Source organism: Xanthomonas sp. 3075 (assembly GCF_014197275.1).
Taxonomy (GTDB): domain Bacteria; phylum Pseudomonadota; class Gammaproteobacteria; order Xanthomonadales; family Xanthomonadaceae; genus Xanthomonas; species Xanthomonas campestris_B.
Genome location: NZ_JACIFI010000002.1, coordinates 69,228 through 87,149, shown reverse-complemented (window position 1 = coordinate 87,149; position 17,922 = coordinate 69,228). Strand labels below are relative to the sequence as shown.

Below are 17,922 nucleotides of genomic sequence, written 5' to 3'. Positions count from 1 at the left end.
AGCGGTTCTTGCAAAACGATGTCCGACGCCGGCCGGAATCGACAGTGTGTCGGCGATCCTTGCCTCACCTGCACGCAAGCGACCCTGCCGCGCCGATGCGGACACCACGCTCCCGCGCGCACCTGTGCGTGACCACGGCAGACCGCATGCACGCGTGCTTGACGCGACGGGTACGCCTAACGCAGGCAAGCTGCATGACTGCGCATGTCGTGCCTGGTCGCGCTTACTTGGCCGCCTCCGGTTCGGCTTCGGCCACGCTGTCGCCCTCCTTCAGGGTCTGCGGTGGATCGAGCACCACGCTGTCGCCCGCCTGCAGGCCGGTCAGCACCTGACGGTCTTCGCCCATCACCATGCCGGTGGTGACCGCATGCGCGCTGACGGTGTTGTGCTCGCCGACCACGAAGGCGAGCGTGCGCGCATCGCGTTCGACCAGCGCAGCGGCAGGCACGCGCACGCCCTGCGGTTTGCTGGCCTCCTGCGGCTTGGCCTGTTCCAGAAAGCTCACCCGCACGCCCATCTCCGGCACGATGCGCGGGTCCTTGAGCTTGAACGCCACGCGCACCTTGACCGTGGCCTTGCCGCGGTCGGCGGTGGGAATGATGGCGATCACCTCGCCGGGAATCTTCCAGTCCGGATAGGCATTGAGCACCGCTTCCACCGGCATCTTTGGCTGCACGCGGCCGATATAGGACTCGCCGACTTCCACCTCGATTTCCAGCGACTCCATGTCCACGATGGTGCCGATGCCGGTACGGGTGAAACCGCCGCCGGCCGACAGCGGCGAGACGATTTCGCCCGGCTGCGCGGCCTTGGCGGTGACCACGCCGGCAAACGGCGCGCGCACCACGTTGAAGTCCGAACGGATCGCCGAGATTGCCAGCTGGTCCGAGGCTACGCGTACATTGCGCTGGGCGCTCTGCAGCTGTGCGCGCAGGGCATCGCGTTGCGCGGTGGCCTGCTCGTACTGCGAGCGCGACACCAGTTGCGCGCCGACCAGCGATTGCAGCCGCGTCGCATCGGCATTGGCCACGGCCAGCTGCGCCTGCATGTTGTCGACCTGGCTGCGTGCGGCCGACAGTTGCGATGCCGACAAGGTGCGCTGGGCATCGGCATCCAGCGGATCCAGCGTGGCCATCACCTGGCCTTGCTCGACCCGCATGCCTTCTTCGATCATCACCTCGCGTACCTTGCCGGTGACCTGCGCCGACACCGTAGCCATGCGCCGCGCCACCACGTAGCCGGACGCATCCAGTACCGAGGCGCTGCTGCCGCCTGCGCTGATTGCCACCACCGGCGCGGTCTGCACCTGGAGTACCGGGCGCCGCGTGAACCACCACGCGGCGGTTGCGGCCAACACAAGGATGACCACGGCCACGGCGATGATCCATCCACGGCGCTGCGCAGGTGGTGGCGTGGCCGGACGCTGGCGGTCGATGCGGAGTTGCTTGAGCAGATCGGCGGAAGTGTTCATCGATGACCAGGACGGGAGGCTGCGCAGAATGTGACGGGGCGTAGGCGGCGGCGCAAGCTGTCGCAAGTGACCAACGCGGGTGCGGCGACGAACGGTCAGGCGTTCCAACGCTGCAGCACGTGTTGTGCAGCATGCGACCACCGTGGCGGCGGCCACCAGTGACAGCTGTCACCTGCAAGCCATGACAGCGGCGACTGGTCGGCATCGACGCGCTGGGCGAGGCTGGCGCATCGCCTCGCTGCCGGGAACCGCCATGCTCCGCCTGCGCACATCGTGTCTGCGCGTGCTGCCTGCGGCCAGGCTGTCCGCAACCGGGAATGGCCAACATGCGTGAGACCGCTCGCCGCGACCGGGCCGGCGCATCATCCACTGCGGCGGGTCCGGCAGTGGCAGAATCCGACCACTCATACGGACACCGCCCGATGCGCCTGTGGCTTTCCGCCTGGTTTCGCCCCGCCGCCAATTCGCAGGTTGCCGCGCGGCTGGCACAGGGCCAGTCACCGTGGATGGACTGCGTGCATCTGCTGTGGTCGGCCTGGGTGTTCGTGGTGCCGGTGTTTTCCGCGCGTGGCTACGACAGCATCTGGTTGCTGTGCACCGTGGTGTCGTATCCGCTGTTCCTGCTGCTGTATGCGCGCATGTTGCTGGCGCCGCGCGACGCGCTGTACCGCTATGCCTGGGCGATGGGGGCGCTCAGTGCCGCGTTGCTGCCGGTGTACGCATCGGGCATCAGCTACTTCGTGTTTGCCTGTATGAGCTTGCGCCCTTCCACGCGGCATGCGCTGTGGCGGCATTTCGCCATCCTGCTGCTGATGAACGCGCTGTACCTGGCCTGGGCGCGCTGGCTCGGAATGGCCTGGCAGGGGTTGGTGTGGTTTCCGGTGTCGGTGCTGGGCATGTCCGCAGTGGTGGCGGTCTACAGCATCAACGAACGCAAGGACGCTCTGCTGCGTCTGTCGCAGGACGAAGTCCGCCGGCTGGCGGCCACCGCCGAGCGCGAACGCATCGGCCGCGACCTGCACGATCTGCTCGGCCACACCTTGTCGCTGGTGGCGCTCAAGTCCGACCTGGCCGCACGCCTGGTCGAACGCGACCCGCAGGCGGCGCGCAGCGAAATCGATGCAGTCGCGCAGATTTCCCGCGATGCCTTGGCGCAGGTGCGGCGCGCGGTCACCGGCATTCGCGCCGCCGGTCTGGTGGCCGAGCTGGCATCGGCGCGGGTGTTGCTGGACATGGAGGGCATCGTGCTGGAACACGAGCTGGAAACGTTGGCACTGCCATCGGAACACGAAACCGTACTGGCGCTGGTGGTGCGCGAGGCGGCCACCAATGTGCAACGGCATGCGCAGGCCAAACGCGTGCGCGTGAGCCTGCGCGCGCAGGGCGAACAGGCGGTGCTGGACATCGCCGACGATGGGCGCGGCGGCGCGATCGTGCCGGGCAATGGCCTGGACGGCATGCGCACGCGGCTGCATGCGCTGGGCGGCGCCTTGGAGGTGGAAGCGCTGCCGCGTGGCATGCGCCTGCGCGCCAGCGTGCCGTTGCCGCAGCCCACGCCGGCAACGGCGCAGCCGCCATTGCCGGCCCCGCTGATGCCGCCGTCGCGCTGACCGCCGGGATGCCCACTGCGTCTGGACCCATGCACGGCAGGCGCAACCGCTGCTATCGTGCGCCACCGTTGTCTGCATACGAGCGCGCACGATGATCCGGGTGTTGTTGGCCGAAGACCAGGCGCTGCTGCGTGGCGCATTGGTCGCCTTGCTTGGACTGGAAGACGGTATCGAGGTGGTCGGCAGCGCAGGCGATGGCGAAAGCGCCTGGCGCGAACTGCAACGCCTGCAGCCGGACGTGCTGATCACCGATATCGAAATGCCCGGCCTGACCGGCCTGGAACTGGCCCAGCGCATCCAGCGCCAGGCGCTGCCGGTGCGGGTGATGATCGTCACCACCTTCGCCCGTCCGGGCTTCCTGCGCCGCGCGCTGGATGCTGGCGTGGCTGCGTATCTGCTCAAGGACGCGCCGGCCGAACAACTGGTCAGCGCGTTGCGTCAGGTGCAACGCGGCGGGCGGGTGATCGACCCGCAACTGGCGCTGGATGCCTGGGTGGAAGCCGACCCCTTGAGCGAACGCGAGCGCACCGTGCTGCGGCTGGCCGGCGAGGGCCGCTCGGCCAGCGAGATCGCCCAGCAACTGCAGCTCTCGCACGGCACCGTGCGCAACTATCTGTCCGAATGCATCGGCAAATTAGGTGTGGCCAATCGCATCGAAGCGTATCGGCTGGCGCGGCAGAAAGGCTGGTTGTAAACCGGTGACGATGACACGTTGCGGTGTCGGCGGCGGTGTCGGCGCACGCATCCTTAGAATGGCATTTGCAAGAAAAGCCGCGCGGTTAACGTTGACTGCTGCAACCGACAGCTATTCCAAATCACCTTTAAAGCATGCCATGCGCATGCCGGTACACTGCCGAGCGGGTGCTGACCGCGAGCGAACTGCATGAAACCTCTGCGGCTGTTGGGCCTGCTGCTGGCCTACGCGTTCAACGCGTCTGCCGAGCAATTCAAGATCCTGGTGGCGGCCATTCCCAACCAGTATCACCACGACTATATGCCGGTGGCCAAGCCGCAATTCGAAGCGATGGCACGCAAGCATTAGTTCGAACGGGTGTGGGCATGGAATGCCAAGGCCTTCGATGGCGATCTGTCGCAATACGCAGCGATCGTGCTGCTCAACACGCCGGCCACCGATCTGGAACCGACCCGGCGCGCCAAGTTTCAGCAGTACGTGCGCAACGGCGGCGGCGTGGTCGCAGTGCACAAGGCGTTTGCGATCAAGCGTGGCGAGTGGGAGTGGTACGACCATCTGATCGGCCGCTCGTTCCGCACCCATCCCTATAGGCAGACCGCGATGGTGGATGTGGTGGACGCCAACTCCCCGCCACCTCCGGCCTCCAAGGCGTTGGGTATGGACCGACGAATGGTACGAGTACGATCCGCCCTACAGCGACGCTCTGGTCACGCTGCTGACGGTGGACGCCCCATGCTGATCTCGCCCGGCCAGGTCGCCAGGGGGATGGGCAAGCAGCATCCGGTGGCGTGGTACCGCCACTTCGAAGGTGGCCGCGTGTTTGCCACTGCACTGGGTCATCTGGCAGAGGCCTATAACGATCCGCGTTATCTAGATCATCTAGATGGCGGTATTTACTGGGCAGCCACTGGGCGCGGCGTGGGAGAGACCGTGCCTGCAGGCCAGCGACAGCGCGCACCTTGAGTGATTGACACGCGATGACGTGGAGTTGCTGAGGGATGCGCGATGGTGTTGCTCCATCGGCCCTTCACGCACCTTCCCCGCAAACAGGAGAAGGAAACTTCCGTGCCGCTTGCACGCAGCGCGGTGGTTGTTCCCCTCTCCTGCCTGCGGGAGAGGGGTAGTAGAGGTGAGCGCGCTTACCGCTCCCCACGCGCCATGCTGGAAAACACACCATCCCGACGCACCCAGGCGTGAAACAGCGCTGCGCTCAAATGCCCCAGCACCGTGGCGAATAGCAGATACGCCAACCAGCCATGCGCGCTACGCAGCCACGCATACAGCGCGGGATCGTGCGGCGCGATGGACGGCAATTGCGCGCCGGGCCACAGCACGATCGGATAACCGCCGGCCGACAGCATCGCCCAGCCGATCAGCGGCATGCCAAGCATCAATGCATACAACAACCAGTGGGAGGCGATCGCGGCAGCCTTTTGCCATGTCGGCAGATCGGCTGGCAGCGGCGGTGGCTTGTTGCGCAGGCGGTTGATCAACCGCAGCACCGCAAGGATCAGGATCGCGATGCCCAGCGGGCGATGCAGATCGATCAACCACGGCCGTTGCGTGACCGAGGCCACCATGCCCACGCCGACGAACAGCATGGTCAGGATCATCGCGGCCATCAGCCAATGCAGCACGCGTGCGGGCAGATTGAAGTGGGTGTGGCTGCTCATCGGTGTGCTCCCTGGCCGGTGGCGGCGCTGCCTGTGCCGTTGGCGATCTCATGCTCGCGCCGGTTGAACGATTGCGAATACACCGACGACCGCGCCGCCAGGATCGGGTCGTTCGATGCAGCGATGCCCTTGGGCAGGATCAGCGGGTCGTAATTGAGGTCGCGGCACGGGCCGCTGGCCTGCGGCTCGGCATGATCGATCGAGACGGTGCCGGCCACGATCTGCTTGCGGCTCTGCGGCCATGGCTGCGACGGATCGTCGACCGCATCGCCCGGCTCGGCGACGGTCAGCACCAGGTCCCAGCGCAGTGGTCCCTGCGCCAGGCGCGTGTCCAGATCGGTGGCGAGAAAATCACCATCGGCTTGTGCGCGCTGCTCGGCGCTCAGTTCCTTGAACGGGGTATGCGGACGCATCGACCAGCGGATGTAGCGCTCACGTCCATCGGCCGCAATTGCACGAAAGGCGTTCACTCCGTTGTATTGCGTATTGGCCCAGCTATCCGACCATGGCGCGGTCTTGGCCCACTGCTGGAACTTGGCCGCTTCCGGATACTGCTTGCCGAACGCGGCCAGCTTGGCCGGGTCGGGCTTGCCGGTGGCCGGGTCCGGCCTGGACGCCACATTCAATGCCTGGAAGCCGGCTGGCGTGGCCACCACGAAGAATGGGAAACTATTCATCGCGGTCCGCCATTCCTGGCCATCGTCGCTGCGCAACAACAGCGCCATGCTGCGCACCCGTGCCGCACCGTCGGCGCCATGCGGGTCGCCGCCGCCGATCGACATGCGCCCGAGCACCGGCGTGCTGGCCTGGCTGAAGATGCGTGCCGAGGACAGCCAGGTGGCCTTGCCGCTGGCCTTGAATTCCCCGCTCACACACACGCCTTTGGTATGCGCGCGGCGAAAGCCCGGATGCGGCGGCCCGCTGGCTTCGATGGTGTCGGTCATGCGCGCGGCGGTGAGCCGGTCGCCACCGATCCAGCCAGCAGTCCAGGCGAACGCAACCGCGAGGCCACCAGCAATCGCGGCAATGCCCAGCAGTGGCGCCACGCGAACGCTTCCGCGCTGCGGCGGCGGGGGAGGTGGCAAGGTCATGGCTGGCTCCAGTAGTCGGTGCGGTGAGTGATCGGTGCAGTGAGACGCGGTGCCGGTGGCTGTGAGCGGCTAACAGACACGACTGCGCTGCCGTCGGGCGGGGCGCGGCACGCGGACATTGCGTTTACGAGCGCGCCATCCGCATCCACCTGACGACCGCCGGCCACGTGTTGTCCGCCGCTTTTAATTCCCGTGATCGCCAAAAAACGCCCCGCGCGGACCAGTGCTGGGAATAGTCCACGCTCCCGCGCGTTTACGGTGTGATGCCATCACCAAAACCTACCGATGGATGCGCTGGGCGGCGAGCGGTTGCGCAGCATGCCGTGCCGGCGCTGCGCCGCTTCGCGTGCTCAACGGCGAGCCCACACGCGCTGACGATCTGGTGCGGGCCTTGCTGGAACGCGCGTTGCGGTGCCGATGTATTCGCCGGCATACCGCCCAGGCATTCGAACGCCTGCACTCAGTGCGGGGTGGGCGTGGCGTGCGGTGAGCACGGCGATCCGGGGTGCGTTGCCCGACCATGGCGCGTCATGGTTCATCGGCCACTCCGGTTCGCGCATACGTGCACCACATCAAGCGCAGTTGCAGGCGGGCGCGCCACGTCGGGAGCGGAGCTCAGTTGCCGTAGCGCTGCTGCAGCATCGCAAAGGCCGAGCGCAGCGCCAGTGCTTCGCCGCCGGCCGGGCGGCCGGGGCGGTCGCTGTCGTTCCAGGCGTACACGTCCAGATGCGCCCACAGCTGGCCCGGTGCGACAAAGCGCTCCAGATACAGCGCGGCGGTCACTGCACCGGCCATGCGCGAGCCGGCGTTGGCCATGTCGGCCACATGGCTGTTGAGATAGCGCAAGTAAGGGCGCCATAGCGGCATGCGCCAGACCGGGTCGCGGGTCTGCTCACCGGCGTTGAGCCAGGCCTCGGCCAGGGCATCGTCATTGGCGAACAGCGCCGGCAGGTCCGGGCCCAACGCAATGCGCGCAGCGCCGGTGAGTGTGGCGAAATCCAGGATCAGATCGGGACGCTGTTCGGTGGCGTAACTCAGCGCATCGCACAGCACCAGCCGGCCTTCGGCATCGGTGTTGTCCACTTCCACGCTCACACCGGCGCGGGTGGTGATCACTTCGCCGGGGCGGAATGCGTCCGGACCGACCGCGTTTTCGACTGCAGGAATCAGCAAGGTCAGCCGCACCGGCAACTGTTGCGCCATCACCAGGCCGGCCAGTGCCAATGCATGTGCCGCGCCGCCCATGTCCTTTTTCATGTTGCGCATGCCGTCGGCCGGTTTCAGATCCAGCCCACCGGTGTCGAAGCACACGCCCTTGCCGACCAGCACCAGATGCGGATGCTCGGCCGCGCCCCAGCGCAGCGCGATCAGGCGCGGGGCGCGATGCGAGGCACGCCCCACCGCGTGGATGGTGGGGAAGTTCTGCGCCAGCAACTGCTCGCCGACTATCGCCTCGACCTGCGCGCCATGCGGTTGCGCCAGTGCACGCGTGGCGTCTTCCAGCTGCTGCGGGCCCATGTCTTCGGTTGGCGTATTGACCCAGTCGCGCACGCGGATGCAGGCCTCGATCAAGGCGCGTGTGTGCGGCGTCGGTGTGGCCGCCAGTTCGGCCGGTGCGCGCGGCACCTTGCGGTAGCGCGAGAAGCGGTAGGCGCCCAGGCCCCAGCCCAGGTGGAGCAGCGCCTGTTCGGTCTCGCTCAGCGCACTGGCCAGCGTCCAGCGGCTGGCCGGTGGCAGCGCCATCGGCGCATGTGCGTAGGCATAGGCATCGGCGCGGTCGCCGACGCCAAGCACCGCGCCGGCCAGCCCGTGTTCGCCCGGCAGCAACAGCACGCTGCCCGGCGCGGCATCGAAACGTTGCGCCTGTGCCCACGACAGCACGCGGGTGGGCTGCTCGGCGCACCAATGTGCAAAGCCTTCGCGGTCGAGCACATGCAGCGGCAGGGCTGCGGCGTGGGGATCGATGAAACCGGTGAGCTGCGACATGGAAATCCTCGGAGGCGGCGCCATGCGCCGAGCAAAAAGTGGCTCAGGCCGGAAGGCGGATGCCAGCGTGTGCGGCGTCCGGGTGCGGCTGCTGGGCGTCCAGCCAATCGGCCAGCCCGGTCATGGAGTCGAATTCCAGATCCGGTTGCTGGGTCGGATGCGACCACTGCGCGCCTTCACGATTGATCCAGCACGCACGCAGGCCGGCATCCAGCGCGCCAAGCACGTCCATGCGCACGTGGTCGCCCACATGCAGCACCTGCGCCGGCGGCACCTGCAGACGCGCGCATGCGGCCAGGAAGATGCTCGCATCCGGCTTGGCGCTGCCGTGTTCGCGCGAGCCCAGCTGAAACGCAAAATGATGCATCAACCCGATGCGGTGCAGATCCGCATTGCCGTTGCTGAGCGCCGCCACCGGCACATGCGCGGCGATGCGTGCCAGCGCGTCGAGCGCATCCGGATAGCACTCCACCTGGTTGCGCGCGGCGTAGAAGACTTCATACGCAGGCTCCAGCAAGGTCAGATCGCCCCCGCTTTCGCGCAGCGCCATTTCCAGCGTCAATCGGCGCAGTGCGCTCAGGTCGTGATGCAGGTGGGGGTTGTCGGCAAAGCTGCGCTCGCGCAGTTCGCGCATCGCCTCCACCGGGAACCGCTCGGCGGTGACCGGACTGTGCTCGCGCATCCAGTCGTATAGCACCTGATCGATCCGTGCGCCGATCGGCGCAAAGGGCCACAACGTATCGTCGAGGTCGAGGGTGATGGCGCTGATGTGGAAGCTCATCGCCAGATTGTAATGCCGGGAATGGGGAGTCGGGAATCGAGAATGGGTAGAGCGCAGCCACTGCTCTTGCGATTCCCGATTCCCAACTCCCGATTCCCGGTTACTCAAGCAACCGCGCCCAGCGCTGCATCCCCTCCACCCGGCTCAGCACCATCTTGATGCAGACCAGCAGCGGCACTGCCAGCAGCAGGCCGACCATGCCCCACAGCCAGCCGAACAGCATCAGCGCCAGGATCAGCATCAACGGCGAGATCGCCATGCGTCGGCCCAGCACGATCGGCGTCACCACCTGACCTTCGATCGTATGCAACGCCAGATACAGGATCGCCGGCAGCATCGACGACAAGGTGGTGCGGAATTCCACAAAGCCCATCAGCAACATCAACATCACGCCGATCAACGGGCCCACATACGGTGCGAAGTTGAGCAATGCCACCACCGTGCCCCACAACAACGCTTCGGGTAGCGGAATGCGCAGTGCATACAAGATGCCTGCGAACACCAGCCCGACCAGCGTGTTGATGACGCTGATGGTCAGCACGTAACGCGACACCTCGCGCTCGATATCCAACATGATTTCGGTGGTAAAGCGCTGCTGCTGTCGATTGGGTAGCAACGCAATCGCATGCCGTTGCAGGCTTTCGCCGTAGACCATGAAGAAGAACGTCAACAGCACCACCGCCAGCACCGATGCGGCGAGCTTGGGCGTGCGCACCAACGCCTTATAGGGATCGTCCATCTGCGTACGCACGACCTGCACGCTGCGTTGGCCTTCGCCACCTGCCGCTCGTGCGAAATTTTCCGCGGCCTGATTGGCCTGCATCATCGGCTTGGTGAAATTACGCACGTCACGCGCAATCAACCGCATCTGCTGTGGCGCCTGTTGCACCCACTCCGCCGCCGGCCCGGCCAGCTGCGTGGCGAGCGTCACGGTGCCGAAGAGCCCCAGGCACAGCACCAGCAATGCGCCCAGGAAGCGGGGGATATACAGCTTGCGCAGGCCACGCAGGATCGGATTGCCGATCAGCGCGAAGAATGCCGCCAGCATGATCGGCAAGATGATCGTCTGCGCCGCCCACAAGGTATAGCCGACCGCCAGCGTGGCCAGCACGACCATCGACACCGGGGCGCGTGGACGTGGAGCGGGGGGCGGCGGAAGCGAATCTGCCGCAACGGCAGCATCCAGTGAATCGACGGGAAGAGACATGCGTGGCCAGGATGCGGCTGGCGTGCTGCCAGCGGTACGCCATTATCGGCGCAATGCGTCAACAGCGCGCACAGAGACTGTGCGCGCTATGTCAGCACCAATGAGACCAGGTAACGGGCGCGACTGCACGCCGGCCAGCCTGGTGATAATCAGAACCCCGGGGGGCGCTGCGAATCACGCCGCGCGATCGGTGGGCACCTGGACGACCGTCATCGGAGGATCGGCGGCCACCTCTTCGGCATTGTCGGCAGCACGTTCGGCCTGCTCGGAGGCTTCCTGCGCACGGTGCGCAGTGAAGAGGGCAGAGATCGTGCTGACCATCTGCAGAATTTTCGGAATACCGCCCAACTTGCCGGCGATGCTGCCGAGTGCCGCCTGCGGTTCGTTGCGGCCGGTGACGAAACCCAGACCGAAGCCAACCATCACGATCCGCACCGGCGACCATCCTGCGCGCCAGGTCTGGCGCAGGTCATTCCAATGCAGGCGCGTGTCTTGGGCGCGTCCTTCCACCAGCAATTCGGCGCGTTCGACGCGTTGACGCAAGGTGCCGAACTTCATGGGCGTGCTCCACTGGTTGACGAGGCAGCCGCATCGTCGTCGCTGCCATCGTCAAAGAGGCCCAGTTTGACCAGTTGACGACGGGTGGCGTTGAAACCGGTGTGATCGAAGTAAAAGAACACCCGCCACGCAGCGATCCCTGTGACCAGCAGACTGGCCACGGCAGTAAAAAACAACGCCTGGAACCACGACAGGCCGGCACGCTGCAGCAATGCGATGATTGCGCCAGCCAACAATAACCATGTTGATGCACCGAACACGACGGCCACGCATGCCCATGCCAGGCCGCGTCCGAAGGCGCTGCGTGCCAACTGCAGATCGGCAGACACCAGCCGACGCAATGCGCGGCTGGTGTCCTTGGCCGAACTCAGCGTCGCGCTGCCGGCTGCACCGACCGCACGCACGCTTTCTTCCAGTCCTGGCGTTTCCGGACGCGCATCAGGCGCGCCGGAATCAGCAGTTGTAGAGGCCTGATCGCTCACGACTTAGTGGTCGTTGCTGCGTGCCAGCTTGGCAATGATCCAGCCGGCGGCAAATGCTGCGCCGAATGCAGCAAGCGGACGCTCGCGGATCAGGTCGGTCGCGCTTTCCAGCAGGTCGTTGCCCTTGCTGACCAGCACGTCCATCTGCTCCTTGGCAGCAGCGCCGCCGAACTCGGCTGCGGCCATGCCGGCAAGCGCGGTATCGGACAATTCGGCCTTGACGTTTGCGCGACCGAGTTTGAGTTCATCGCCTGCCGCGCTGGTGGCACCCTTGACGGCCTCGCCTGCAGCACTGGCAGCCGACTTCAGATGGGTGCCGGCTTCGCTCAGGTTGTCTTTCAGCTGTTCGGTATTGGTGGGGCTCATGCGATATCTCCTACGGTCGTTGAGGGCAGCCGCCACAGCGTGCGGTCGTGTAGTAGCAATAGCATCGGCAGGGTGTAGGGGGTGTTAGGGCTGGAGTGTCCGGGTGTACCTCAGATCAACGCATCAACGCGTCGTACTGCGCGTTGCCACGCAGGATGCGCACCACCAATTGCTGCGGCTTGCGTTGGAAGTTGGCGCGCCAGCTGGCCAGATCCGCAAAGTCGCCGACACTGCTGGCCACGATCACATCGCCGGACACCAGCCCATTGGCGGCGGCGCGACCACCACGTTTGACCTCGCTGACCATCACCCCGGTGATGCCGGACTGGCGCAGCGATTCGGGCAGATCGACGAAGGTGGCGCCACCCAGGCGCGGGTCCAGCATGTCGCCGGTGACGGCGCGATCCTGTTCTTTCAAGGTTGCCTTGAGCTTGAGCGGTTTGCCGTCGCGACGGATATCCAGCGTCACTGCGCTGCCGACCGCCTGCAGGCCTTCGTAGTTGTGTAGCGCTTCGGCACTGTCCACGCGTTGATCGTTGGCCGCCACCACCACATCGCCGGGCTGCACTCCGGCCGCGGCCGCAGCGGAACCTGGTAGCACGCGCGTTACCAACGCCCCGCGCAACGAATCCACGCCCAGGCCCTGCAGCATCTGCTGCGTGAGATTCTGCGCTTCCAGGCCAAGCGTGCCGCGCACCACCACGCCCTTGGTCACCAACTGCTCGACCACGTTGCGCGCCAGGTTGGACGGAATCGCCAGGCCCAACCCGATATTGCCGGCCATGCTGCCCTGTGGGTTGAAGCTGGCTGTATTGATGCCCACCAACTGGCCCTGCAGATTGACCAGCGCGCCGCCGGAGTTGCCCGGGTTGATCGAGGCATCGGTCTGGATGAAGTTCTGGTAGCCCAAGCCGCGAATACCGCTGCGGCCCACCGCAGAGACGATGCCGGAAGTGACCGTCTGGGTGAAGCCGAACGGGTTGCCGATGGCCACTACAAAATCGCCTACCCGCAGCGCATTGCTGTCGGCCAGTTTGATATCGGTGAGCTTGTCGGCCTTGATGCGGATCAGGGCGATATCGGTATCGGCATCGGAGCCGATGAACTCTGCCTTCACCGTGCGCCCGTCGCCGAGCGTCACCTGCACATCGTCGGCATTTTCGATGACGTGGTGGTTGGTCAGCACGTAGCCTTTTTGCGCATCGATGATCACGCCCGAGCCCAACGACTCGTTGATGCGGTCTTGCGGCACCTGCGGAAACAGCCGGCGCAAAATCGGGTCGTTGAAGAACGGGTTGCGCACACGCACCACCTGTTTGGTGTTGACACTCACCACCGCAGGCATTGCTTGTTGCAGCATCGGCGCCAATGACGGCACCGGCTGGCCGCCGACCGCGGCCGGCAATGCCGCCGCAGCGGGCAAACTGGACGCCGCCGTGCTGGTGGGGGTGGCCTCGGCACGGTTGTCCAGCCAGGCGTTGATGCCGGTGGCGGCAAATCCGCCGAAGGCGGCGGCCAGTGAAAGTGTCAGCAAGGTGGGGAGCGGTCGCATGCAACGGAGTCCGGGTTACGCGGTGGAAAAGGGATAGGGCGTCTGACTGCGTAAATCAAGCTGAACGAGAGTGCCTGCGTACAATTTAACTGCTGGTGAAAGCGCTGCGCATGCCTTGCCGGTGTTGCGTTGACAGCTGCTTGGGCCCGGCGTAGCGTCCGCGTGATCCGATGCCTGTTCAGCATTCCGAATGCCGTCGTGCATCGCCCGCTTTCCAGATTGATGCCCTTAAGGAGGGTCTATGAGCAACGGCAATGGTGTGACGGCAACCCTGTCCGACGCCGTCGATAGCGTCAAGAGCACGGCCACCGAGTTGGGCGAAAACATTGCCAGCACCGCCAGCGACGCGGTTGCCAGCGTCAAGGAGGCAGCGGACGCGGCGGCGGGCGAGGTCAAGACCCGTGTGGCAACGGCCCGCAAGGCAGTGGTGAAGGTTGAAAAGCGTGTCGTCAAGAAGGCCGGCGAAGCCGCCACGGCGGTGAAAGGCACTGTGGCCAGGACCAAGCGCTCGTTGGTGTCGAGCAAAGAGGCCGCCAAGGACAAGCTGATCGCCACCAAGGAGGCCGCCAAGCAGAAGCTGACGACGACCAAAGAGGCGGCCAAGCAGAAACTGAGCAGCACCACCGATGCGGCCAAGAAAAAGTTGGCCAGCACCAAGGTCAATGCCAAGCAGAAGCTGGAAACCGCCAAGGCCAACGCCAAGGCCGAAGCCGCTGCGCTGAGTGCCAAGACGGCCGCCAAGAGCGCAGCGCGCAAGACGGCGGTGGCCGCGGTCGGCGCGCGGTCGGCAGCGAAGAAATCGGCAGGGAAGTCGGCGGCAATCGGCAAGTCGACTGCCAAGACGTTGGCCAAGCCCGCAGCCAAGAAAGCGCCGGTGGCCAAGCAGACTGCAACCAAGCAGGCCGCAGTGAAGAAGGCTCCGCTCAAGAAGGCGGTGACCAAGACCACGTTGAAGAAGGCGGCGAAGGTCACCAAGACCCCGGCAACCCGCGCAGTGGCCAAGACCACCGCCGCACGTAAGGCAGTGGGCAAGAAAGCTGCCAAGCGCGTGACCCGCTGATGCTGAACGCCACACGGCGAAGCTGATACACCGCAATGACGTGAATCAGGGCCGATGCTGTGCAAACAGCATCGGCCCTTGTCGTGATCGATCGCTAACCCTGCGATCCATCACGCAACATCTCGCCTCAAGTGCCGTCAGCGTTGCGCGCCTTGCTCGGTCGCAGGCTGCGCTGGTCCATCGCTGGACGGCCTCCGTGCCTTGCCCGCAAGGCGAGGTGCATACAGGCCTGTCTCGTGCTTCTTCAGTTCGTGGCCAGGCACTTGGACAACGTGCCCGATTGGCTCAGCGCTGCAGGATTGCGCGCAGCGCGGCCTCCAACTGCACGTACTGGAAGCGGAAGCCGGCATCGAGCGCACGTTGCGGCAGTACGCGCTGACTGATCAGCAACAGATCGGCCATTTCGCCGAAGCCCAGCCGCAGCACGCCGGCCGGTAGCGGCAGCAGGGCCGGGCGATGCAACACCTTGGCCAGCGTGCGCGCGAACTCGGCGTTGGTGACCGGGTTCGGTGCGGTGGCGTTGTAGGCGCCAGCCTGGCCGTGCTGCAGCAACCACAGCAACAGCGCGACCATGTCGGCGCGGTGGATCCAGCTCATCCAGTGCCGGCCATCGCCGAACGGCCCGCCACCGCCGAAGCGGAACGCGGGCAGCATGCGTGCCAGCGCACCGCCATCGCGGTCCAGCACGATGCCGGTGCGAACCCGGCTCACGCGCAGGCCCAATGCGGCGATCGTGTCTGCCTCGGCTTCCCAGTCGCGGCAGAGCAGTGCGGAGAAATCGTTGCCGGCGCCATCGGCTTCGGTCAGCGGCGCATCGCCGCGTTCGCCGTAATAGCCCACCGCCGAACCGGAGATCAGCACCGACGGGCGCTGCTCGGGCGGCTGCTGTGCGATCCAGGCGTGCAGTTGCCCGGTGATGCCCAGGCGCGACGCGCGGAAGCGCTGCTTGCGTGCGTCGGTCCAGCGGCCGGCAGCCAATGGCTCGCCGGCCAGGTTGATGACCGCATCAGCCTGCACGCCATCCAGTGTCTCCACCGCGCTGATGCCAGGCAGGCGGCGGCTGGCACGACGGGGGTCGCGGCTCAGTACAGTGACGTGATGGCCGGCATGCAGCAGTGCCGGGCACAACGCCTGACCGATGAAGCCGGTGCCGCCGGTGATGAGCAAACGCATGGAAGACCTCCTGGGCTGACGCGATGCGGCACCATAGGCCAGTGTCGACCCAAGCACAGTGAAGCCGCTCCGGCGTGCCGCCAACGCCGCTACAAGAACGCCGCTACAAGAAGGGGTGGTGCGGACGTCTTCGCCCAGCGCCCGCCCAAACGCAAACGCGCCGGACGAGCCGGCGCGTTTGCGTACTGCAGAAGCGGGTGGGGCGCTTAGCGCGACGACGATACCGCGTGGGCACGCTCGAAGTGCGCCGACACCACGCGTCGGGTTTCTTCCAGATGCTGCTTGACCGGTGCGCTTTCCGCCGCAGGCAGCAATTCGGAATCGATGATCTTGAGGGTGTCGCCATGGTCGCTGACCATCGTGCTCAGAAACCCATTGCGGTATGCATCCTTGCCGTCTGGCAGGGTCAGCGTCTTCGCCAACGCCTCCACCGCCGCCTTGCCCTTGGCGCGCATCGCATCGGCGCGCGAACTGTCCTTGGCACCGAGTGCCTTGGTCTTTTCGAGGTTGGCTTCGTGGTCGTGCAGCATCTGCTGGGCGAATTCGGCCGTGGCACCGCCCAGATCCTGCGCAATGGCCTGCTTGGCCAGCGCAATCTCGTTTTCGTCGATTGCTGCCAGCACGCCCAATGCGCCGCCGTCGCCCTTTGCCAGCTCGGCTGCGCCGGTGCCGCTGACCGGTGCGGCGGTCGGCTCCGGCGACACGGACGGTGCGGTGCGCGATGCATCGCCACCGGGGCGATCGCAGGCGGTGAGGGTCAGCATGGTCAACAACGAGGTCGCAGCGAGAAAGGATTTCATGGAGGTCCCGGAAAGAATTCGGCTGGTAGTGCCAAGGGTGAAATGCAAAGGAGCCGCGATGCGGCTCCGGTGGTGCGTCGATTCAAAACCGACAGCTCAAGCAAACTGTGCCTGGGAAAGCGGACCGGCGCCGCGCAGACTTGCCGGCGTGCGGAGTTTGTCCTGCGCGGTGCGGCATACGCGCGCCATGCGTGCAGTGCGTTCGCGAATCACCGCATGTTCGCTGGCCGGCGCGCTGCCGAGCAGACTGGCCACATGGAAGCCCAGGATGTCCTCCGCACGGTCGCCCTGGTCGCTGATGATGTGCGGCACCAGCCGCTCCAATCGTTCCAGCTCCTGCTGCACTTGATACGGGGTTTTCATGGCGTTCTCCAATGAATGACAGGTCTTGCTCGACGATACGTGCTCAACTATTGCGCGTACCCAGGCGCTGCCAGCAATCGGTTGCCAACTGTTCGTAGTTGGACTGGGTACTGGATGAAATGAAGTGATGCTCCAGACGATCTCGGAACAGGCGCAAACGCTCTTGGTCACTCGAACGCGGTGCCTGCAGATAGATGTCGCAGGCCATCTTCACCACCGGGGACAATTCGCTGAACTTGCCTGCGCCAAGATTTCCCTGGGCATGCCGCGCCTGCCAATGCGCGATTTCGGCTTGTACATCGATAACGGAGGGATCTCTGCTCATGACGTGAGGTGTTCCGGGCTAAACAAACTTGATGTGCAGAGTAACCATCTACCCGTCAACGCATGGTCATCGAACCCGACCGTGATGCCGGATTTCCGACGTGCACGCTTAATTGGTCAGATTTGTTTTCCGCCTCTACACGCTACGCATGCACTTGCCATCGCGGTCGTGCAGTGTGAGATCCAGCCGCGTACCAATCTTCCCGAACAGAGTTGGCATGATGCCGGTGCAGGCATGGACGCCTTGTGTGGGTGCAGTACGCAATGACGTGGATGCAGTGATGCAACGGCCAAAAAGCTGCGTGTTTTAGCGAAATTTACATAACATTCTGAACCGCTCCACACTTGTGTAACGTCGGATCCTTAAGCTGTGTGATGACGTGAAGGAGAGAGTACTCAGGATGCGGGATAGCGAAGATAGTCGTAAGCAGCAGCACGCCAGTGGAACACCCGAAGCGCGTGTGTGGTGGCATGCTTTGGTAGAACTGCGTGGGGGACGGGTGGCAATCAGTCTGATTGCCGTGCTGGTCATCGTGTTCGCGGTCTATCTGGTCTTGAAATAATCTGGCATTGAAACGAGATGGGGTTGCGTGCGCAGCGTCATCGATGCGCAGGTCCGCGCTTCGATCGAATGAATAAACATGCGGGCTTGGCCAAGATGCAGATAGCGCATCGATCGCCGTTGGGATGTCACCTCGATCGGCTGCCGCTCTGATTTGAACGCTGGGCAG

The 17,922-nt window shown here is 65.2% G+C and carries 19 protein-coding genes and 1 pseudogene; 6 read left to right on the top strand and 14 right to left on the bottom strand.

What is annotated here, in order from left to right:
• Positions 1-223: 223 nt before the first annotated feature.
• Complete coding sequence (locus GGR62_RS02330; protein ID WP_184406388.1) at positions 224-1,471, bottom strand: efflux RND transporter periplasmic adaptor subunit; 1,248 nt, start codon at positions 1,469-1,471, stop codon at positions 224-226.
• Positions 1,472-1,893: 422 nt separating this feature from the next.
• Here GGR62_RS02330 and GGR62_RS02325 point away from each other — a divergent pair, with 422 nt between their 5' ends.
• The 4 genes from GGR62_RS02325 (at position 1,894) to GGR62_RS02310 (ending at position 4,738) form a co-directional block, all read left to right on the top strand.
• Complete coding sequence (locus GGR62_RS02325; RefSeq protein ID WP_184406387.1) at positions 1,894-3,081, top strand: sensor histidine kinase; 1,188 nt, start codon at positions 1,894-1,896, stop codon at positions 3,079-3,081.
• Between the two features lie 91 nt (positions 3,082-3,172).
• Entirely contained in the window at positions 3,173-3,775 is a 603-nt protein-coding gene (locus tag GGR62_RS02320; RefSeq protein ID WP_184406386.1) for a response regulator transcription factor, read from the top strand.
• Between the two features lie 189 nt (positions 3,776-3,964).
• Positions 3,965-4,123: a hypothetical protein gene (locus GGR62_RS02315; protein WP_184406385.1), complete on the top strand. Its 159-nt coding sequence runs from the start codon at positions 3,965-3,967 to the stop codon at positions 4,121-4,123.
• A gap of 9 nt (positions 4,124-4,132) precedes the next feature.
• Positions 4,133-4,738, top strand: a complete 606-nt coding sequence (locus GGR62_RS02310) for a ThuA domain-containing protein (protein WP_184406384.1) — start codon at positions 4,133-4,135, stop codon at positions 4,736-4,738.
• A 176-nt stretch (positions 4,739-4,914) separates the two neighbouring features.
• Here GGR62_RS02310 and GGR62_RS02305 read toward each other — a convergent pair whose 3' ends face one another.
• Together GGR62_RS02305 and GGR62_RS02300 are read right to left on the bottom strand one after the other, a co-directional pair.
• Positions 4,915-5,448 (bottom strand): cytochrome b, encoded by a 534-nt coding sequence (locus GGR62_RS02305; RefSeq protein ID WP_184406383.1) that lies wholly within the window; start codon positions 5,446-5,448, stop codon positions 4,915-4,917.
• Positions 5,445-6,539: a catalase family peroxidase gene (locus GGR62_RS02300; protein WP_184406382.1), complete on the bottom strand. Its 1,095-nt coding sequence runs from the start codon at positions 6,537-6,539 to the stop codon at positions 5,445-5,447. Before GGR62_RS02300 ends, GGR62_RS02305 begins: the two co-directional genes overlap by 4 nt.
• A gap of 285 nt (positions 6,540-6,824) precedes the next feature.
• On the opposite strand from GGR62_RS02300, the pseudogene GGR62_RS21040 reads away from it, so the two are divergent.
• A pseudogene (locus tag GGR62_RS21040) lies at positions 6,825-6,984 on the top strand (RNA polymerase sigma factor); the annotation flags it as partial.
• A 170-nt stretch (positions 6,985-7,154) separates the two neighbouring features.
• Here the strand turns inward: GGR62_RS21040 and GGR62_RS02295 are convergent.
• From GGR62_RS02295 to GGR62_RS02265, 7 genes are all read right to left on the bottom strand, one after another.
• Positions 7,155-8,525, bottom strand: a complete 1,371-nt coding sequence (locus GGR62_RS02295) for a leucyl aminopeptidase family protein (RefSeq protein WP_184406381.1) — start codon at positions 8,523-8,525, stop codon at positions 7,155-7,157.
• 43 nt (positions 8,526-8,568) lie between these two features.
• Positions 8,569-9,306, bottom strand: a complete 738-nt coding sequence (locus GGR62_RS02290) for an HAD-IA family hydrolase (RefSeq protein ID WP_184406380.1) — start codon at positions 9,304-9,306, stop codon at positions 8,569-8,571.
• A gap of 100 nt (positions 9,307-9,406) precedes the next feature.
• The gene (locus GGR62_RS02285) at positions 9,407-10,513 is read right to left on the bottom strand and encodes an AI-2E family transporter (protein ID WP_184406379.1); all 1,107 of its coding nucleotides are present in this window, start codon (positions 10,511-10,513) and stop codon (positions 9,407-9,409) included.
• Between the two features lie 174 nt (positions 10,514-10,687).
• The gene (locus GGR62_RS02280; protein WP_184406378.1) at positions 10,688-11,071 is read right to left on the bottom strand and encodes a hypothetical protein; all 384 of its coding nucleotides are present in this window, start codon (positions 11,069-11,071) and stop codon (positions 10,688-10,690) included.
• Positions 11,068-11,553 (bottom strand): phage holin family protein, encoded by a 486-nt coding sequence (locus GGR62_RS02275; RefSeq protein WP_184406377.1) that lies wholly within the window; start codon positions 11,551-11,553, stop codon positions 11,068-11,070. The genes GGR62_RS02280 and GGR62_RS02275 overlap by 4 nt, the downstream gene beginning before the upstream one ends.
• A 3-nt stretch (positions 11,554-11,556) precedes the next feature.
• Entirely contained in the window at positions 11,557-11,919 is a 363-nt protein-coding gene (locus GGR62_RS02270; protein WP_184406376.1) for a hypothetical protein, read from the bottom strand.
• A 115-nt stretch (positions 11,920-12,034) separates the two neighbouring features.
• Positions 12,035-13,471, bottom strand: a complete 1,437-nt coding sequence (locus GGR62_RS02265; protein WP_184406375.1) for a Do family serine endopeptidase — start codon at positions 13,469-13,471, stop codon at positions 12,035-12,037.
• A 241-nt stretch (positions 13,472-13,712) separates the two neighbouring features.
• Between GGR62_RS02265 and GGR62_RS02260 the strand changes: the two genes are divergently transcribed.
• On the top strand, positions 13,713-14,531 hold the full coding sequence (locus GGR62_RS02260) for a histidine biosynthesis protein HisIE (RefSeq protein ID WP_184406374.1): 819 nt from the start codon (positions 13,713-13,715) through the stop codon (positions 14,529-14,531).
• A gap of 285 nt (positions 14,532-14,816) precedes the next feature.
• Here the strand turns inward: GGR62_RS02260 and GGR62_RS02255 are convergent, their stop codons facing one another.
• From GGR62_RS02255 to GGR62_RS02240, 4 genes are all read right to left on the bottom strand, one after another.
• Entirely contained in the window at positions 14,817-15,704 is an 888-nt protein-coding gene (locus GGR62_RS02255) for a TIGR01777 family oxidoreductase (protein ID WP_184406373.1), read from the bottom strand.
• 206 nt (positions 15,705-15,910) lie between these two features.
• Positions 15,911-16,504: a DUF4142 domain-containing protein gene (locus tag GGR62_RS02250; RefSeq protein ID WP_184406372.1), complete on the bottom strand. Its 594-nt coding sequence runs from the start codon at positions 16,502-16,504 to the stop codon at positions 15,911-15,913.
• A 96-nt stretch (positions 16,505-16,600) separates the two neighbouring features.
• Positions 16,601-16,867 carry a hypothetical protein gene (locus GGR62_RS02245; protein ID WP_184406371.1) on the bottom strand — a complete coding sequence of 89 codons (267 nt, stop codon included), beginning with the start codon at positions 16,865-16,867 and terminating at the stop codon, positions 16,601-16,603.
• A gap of 43 nt (positions 16,868-16,910) precedes the next feature.
• The gene (locus GGR62_RS02240) at positions 16,911-17,192 is read right to left on the bottom strand and encodes a hypothetical protein (RefSeq protein ID WP_016902660.1); all 282 of its coding nucleotides are present in this window, start codon (positions 17,190-17,192) and stop codon (positions 16,911-16,913) included.
• Positions 17,193-17,922: the final 730 nt, after the last annotated feature.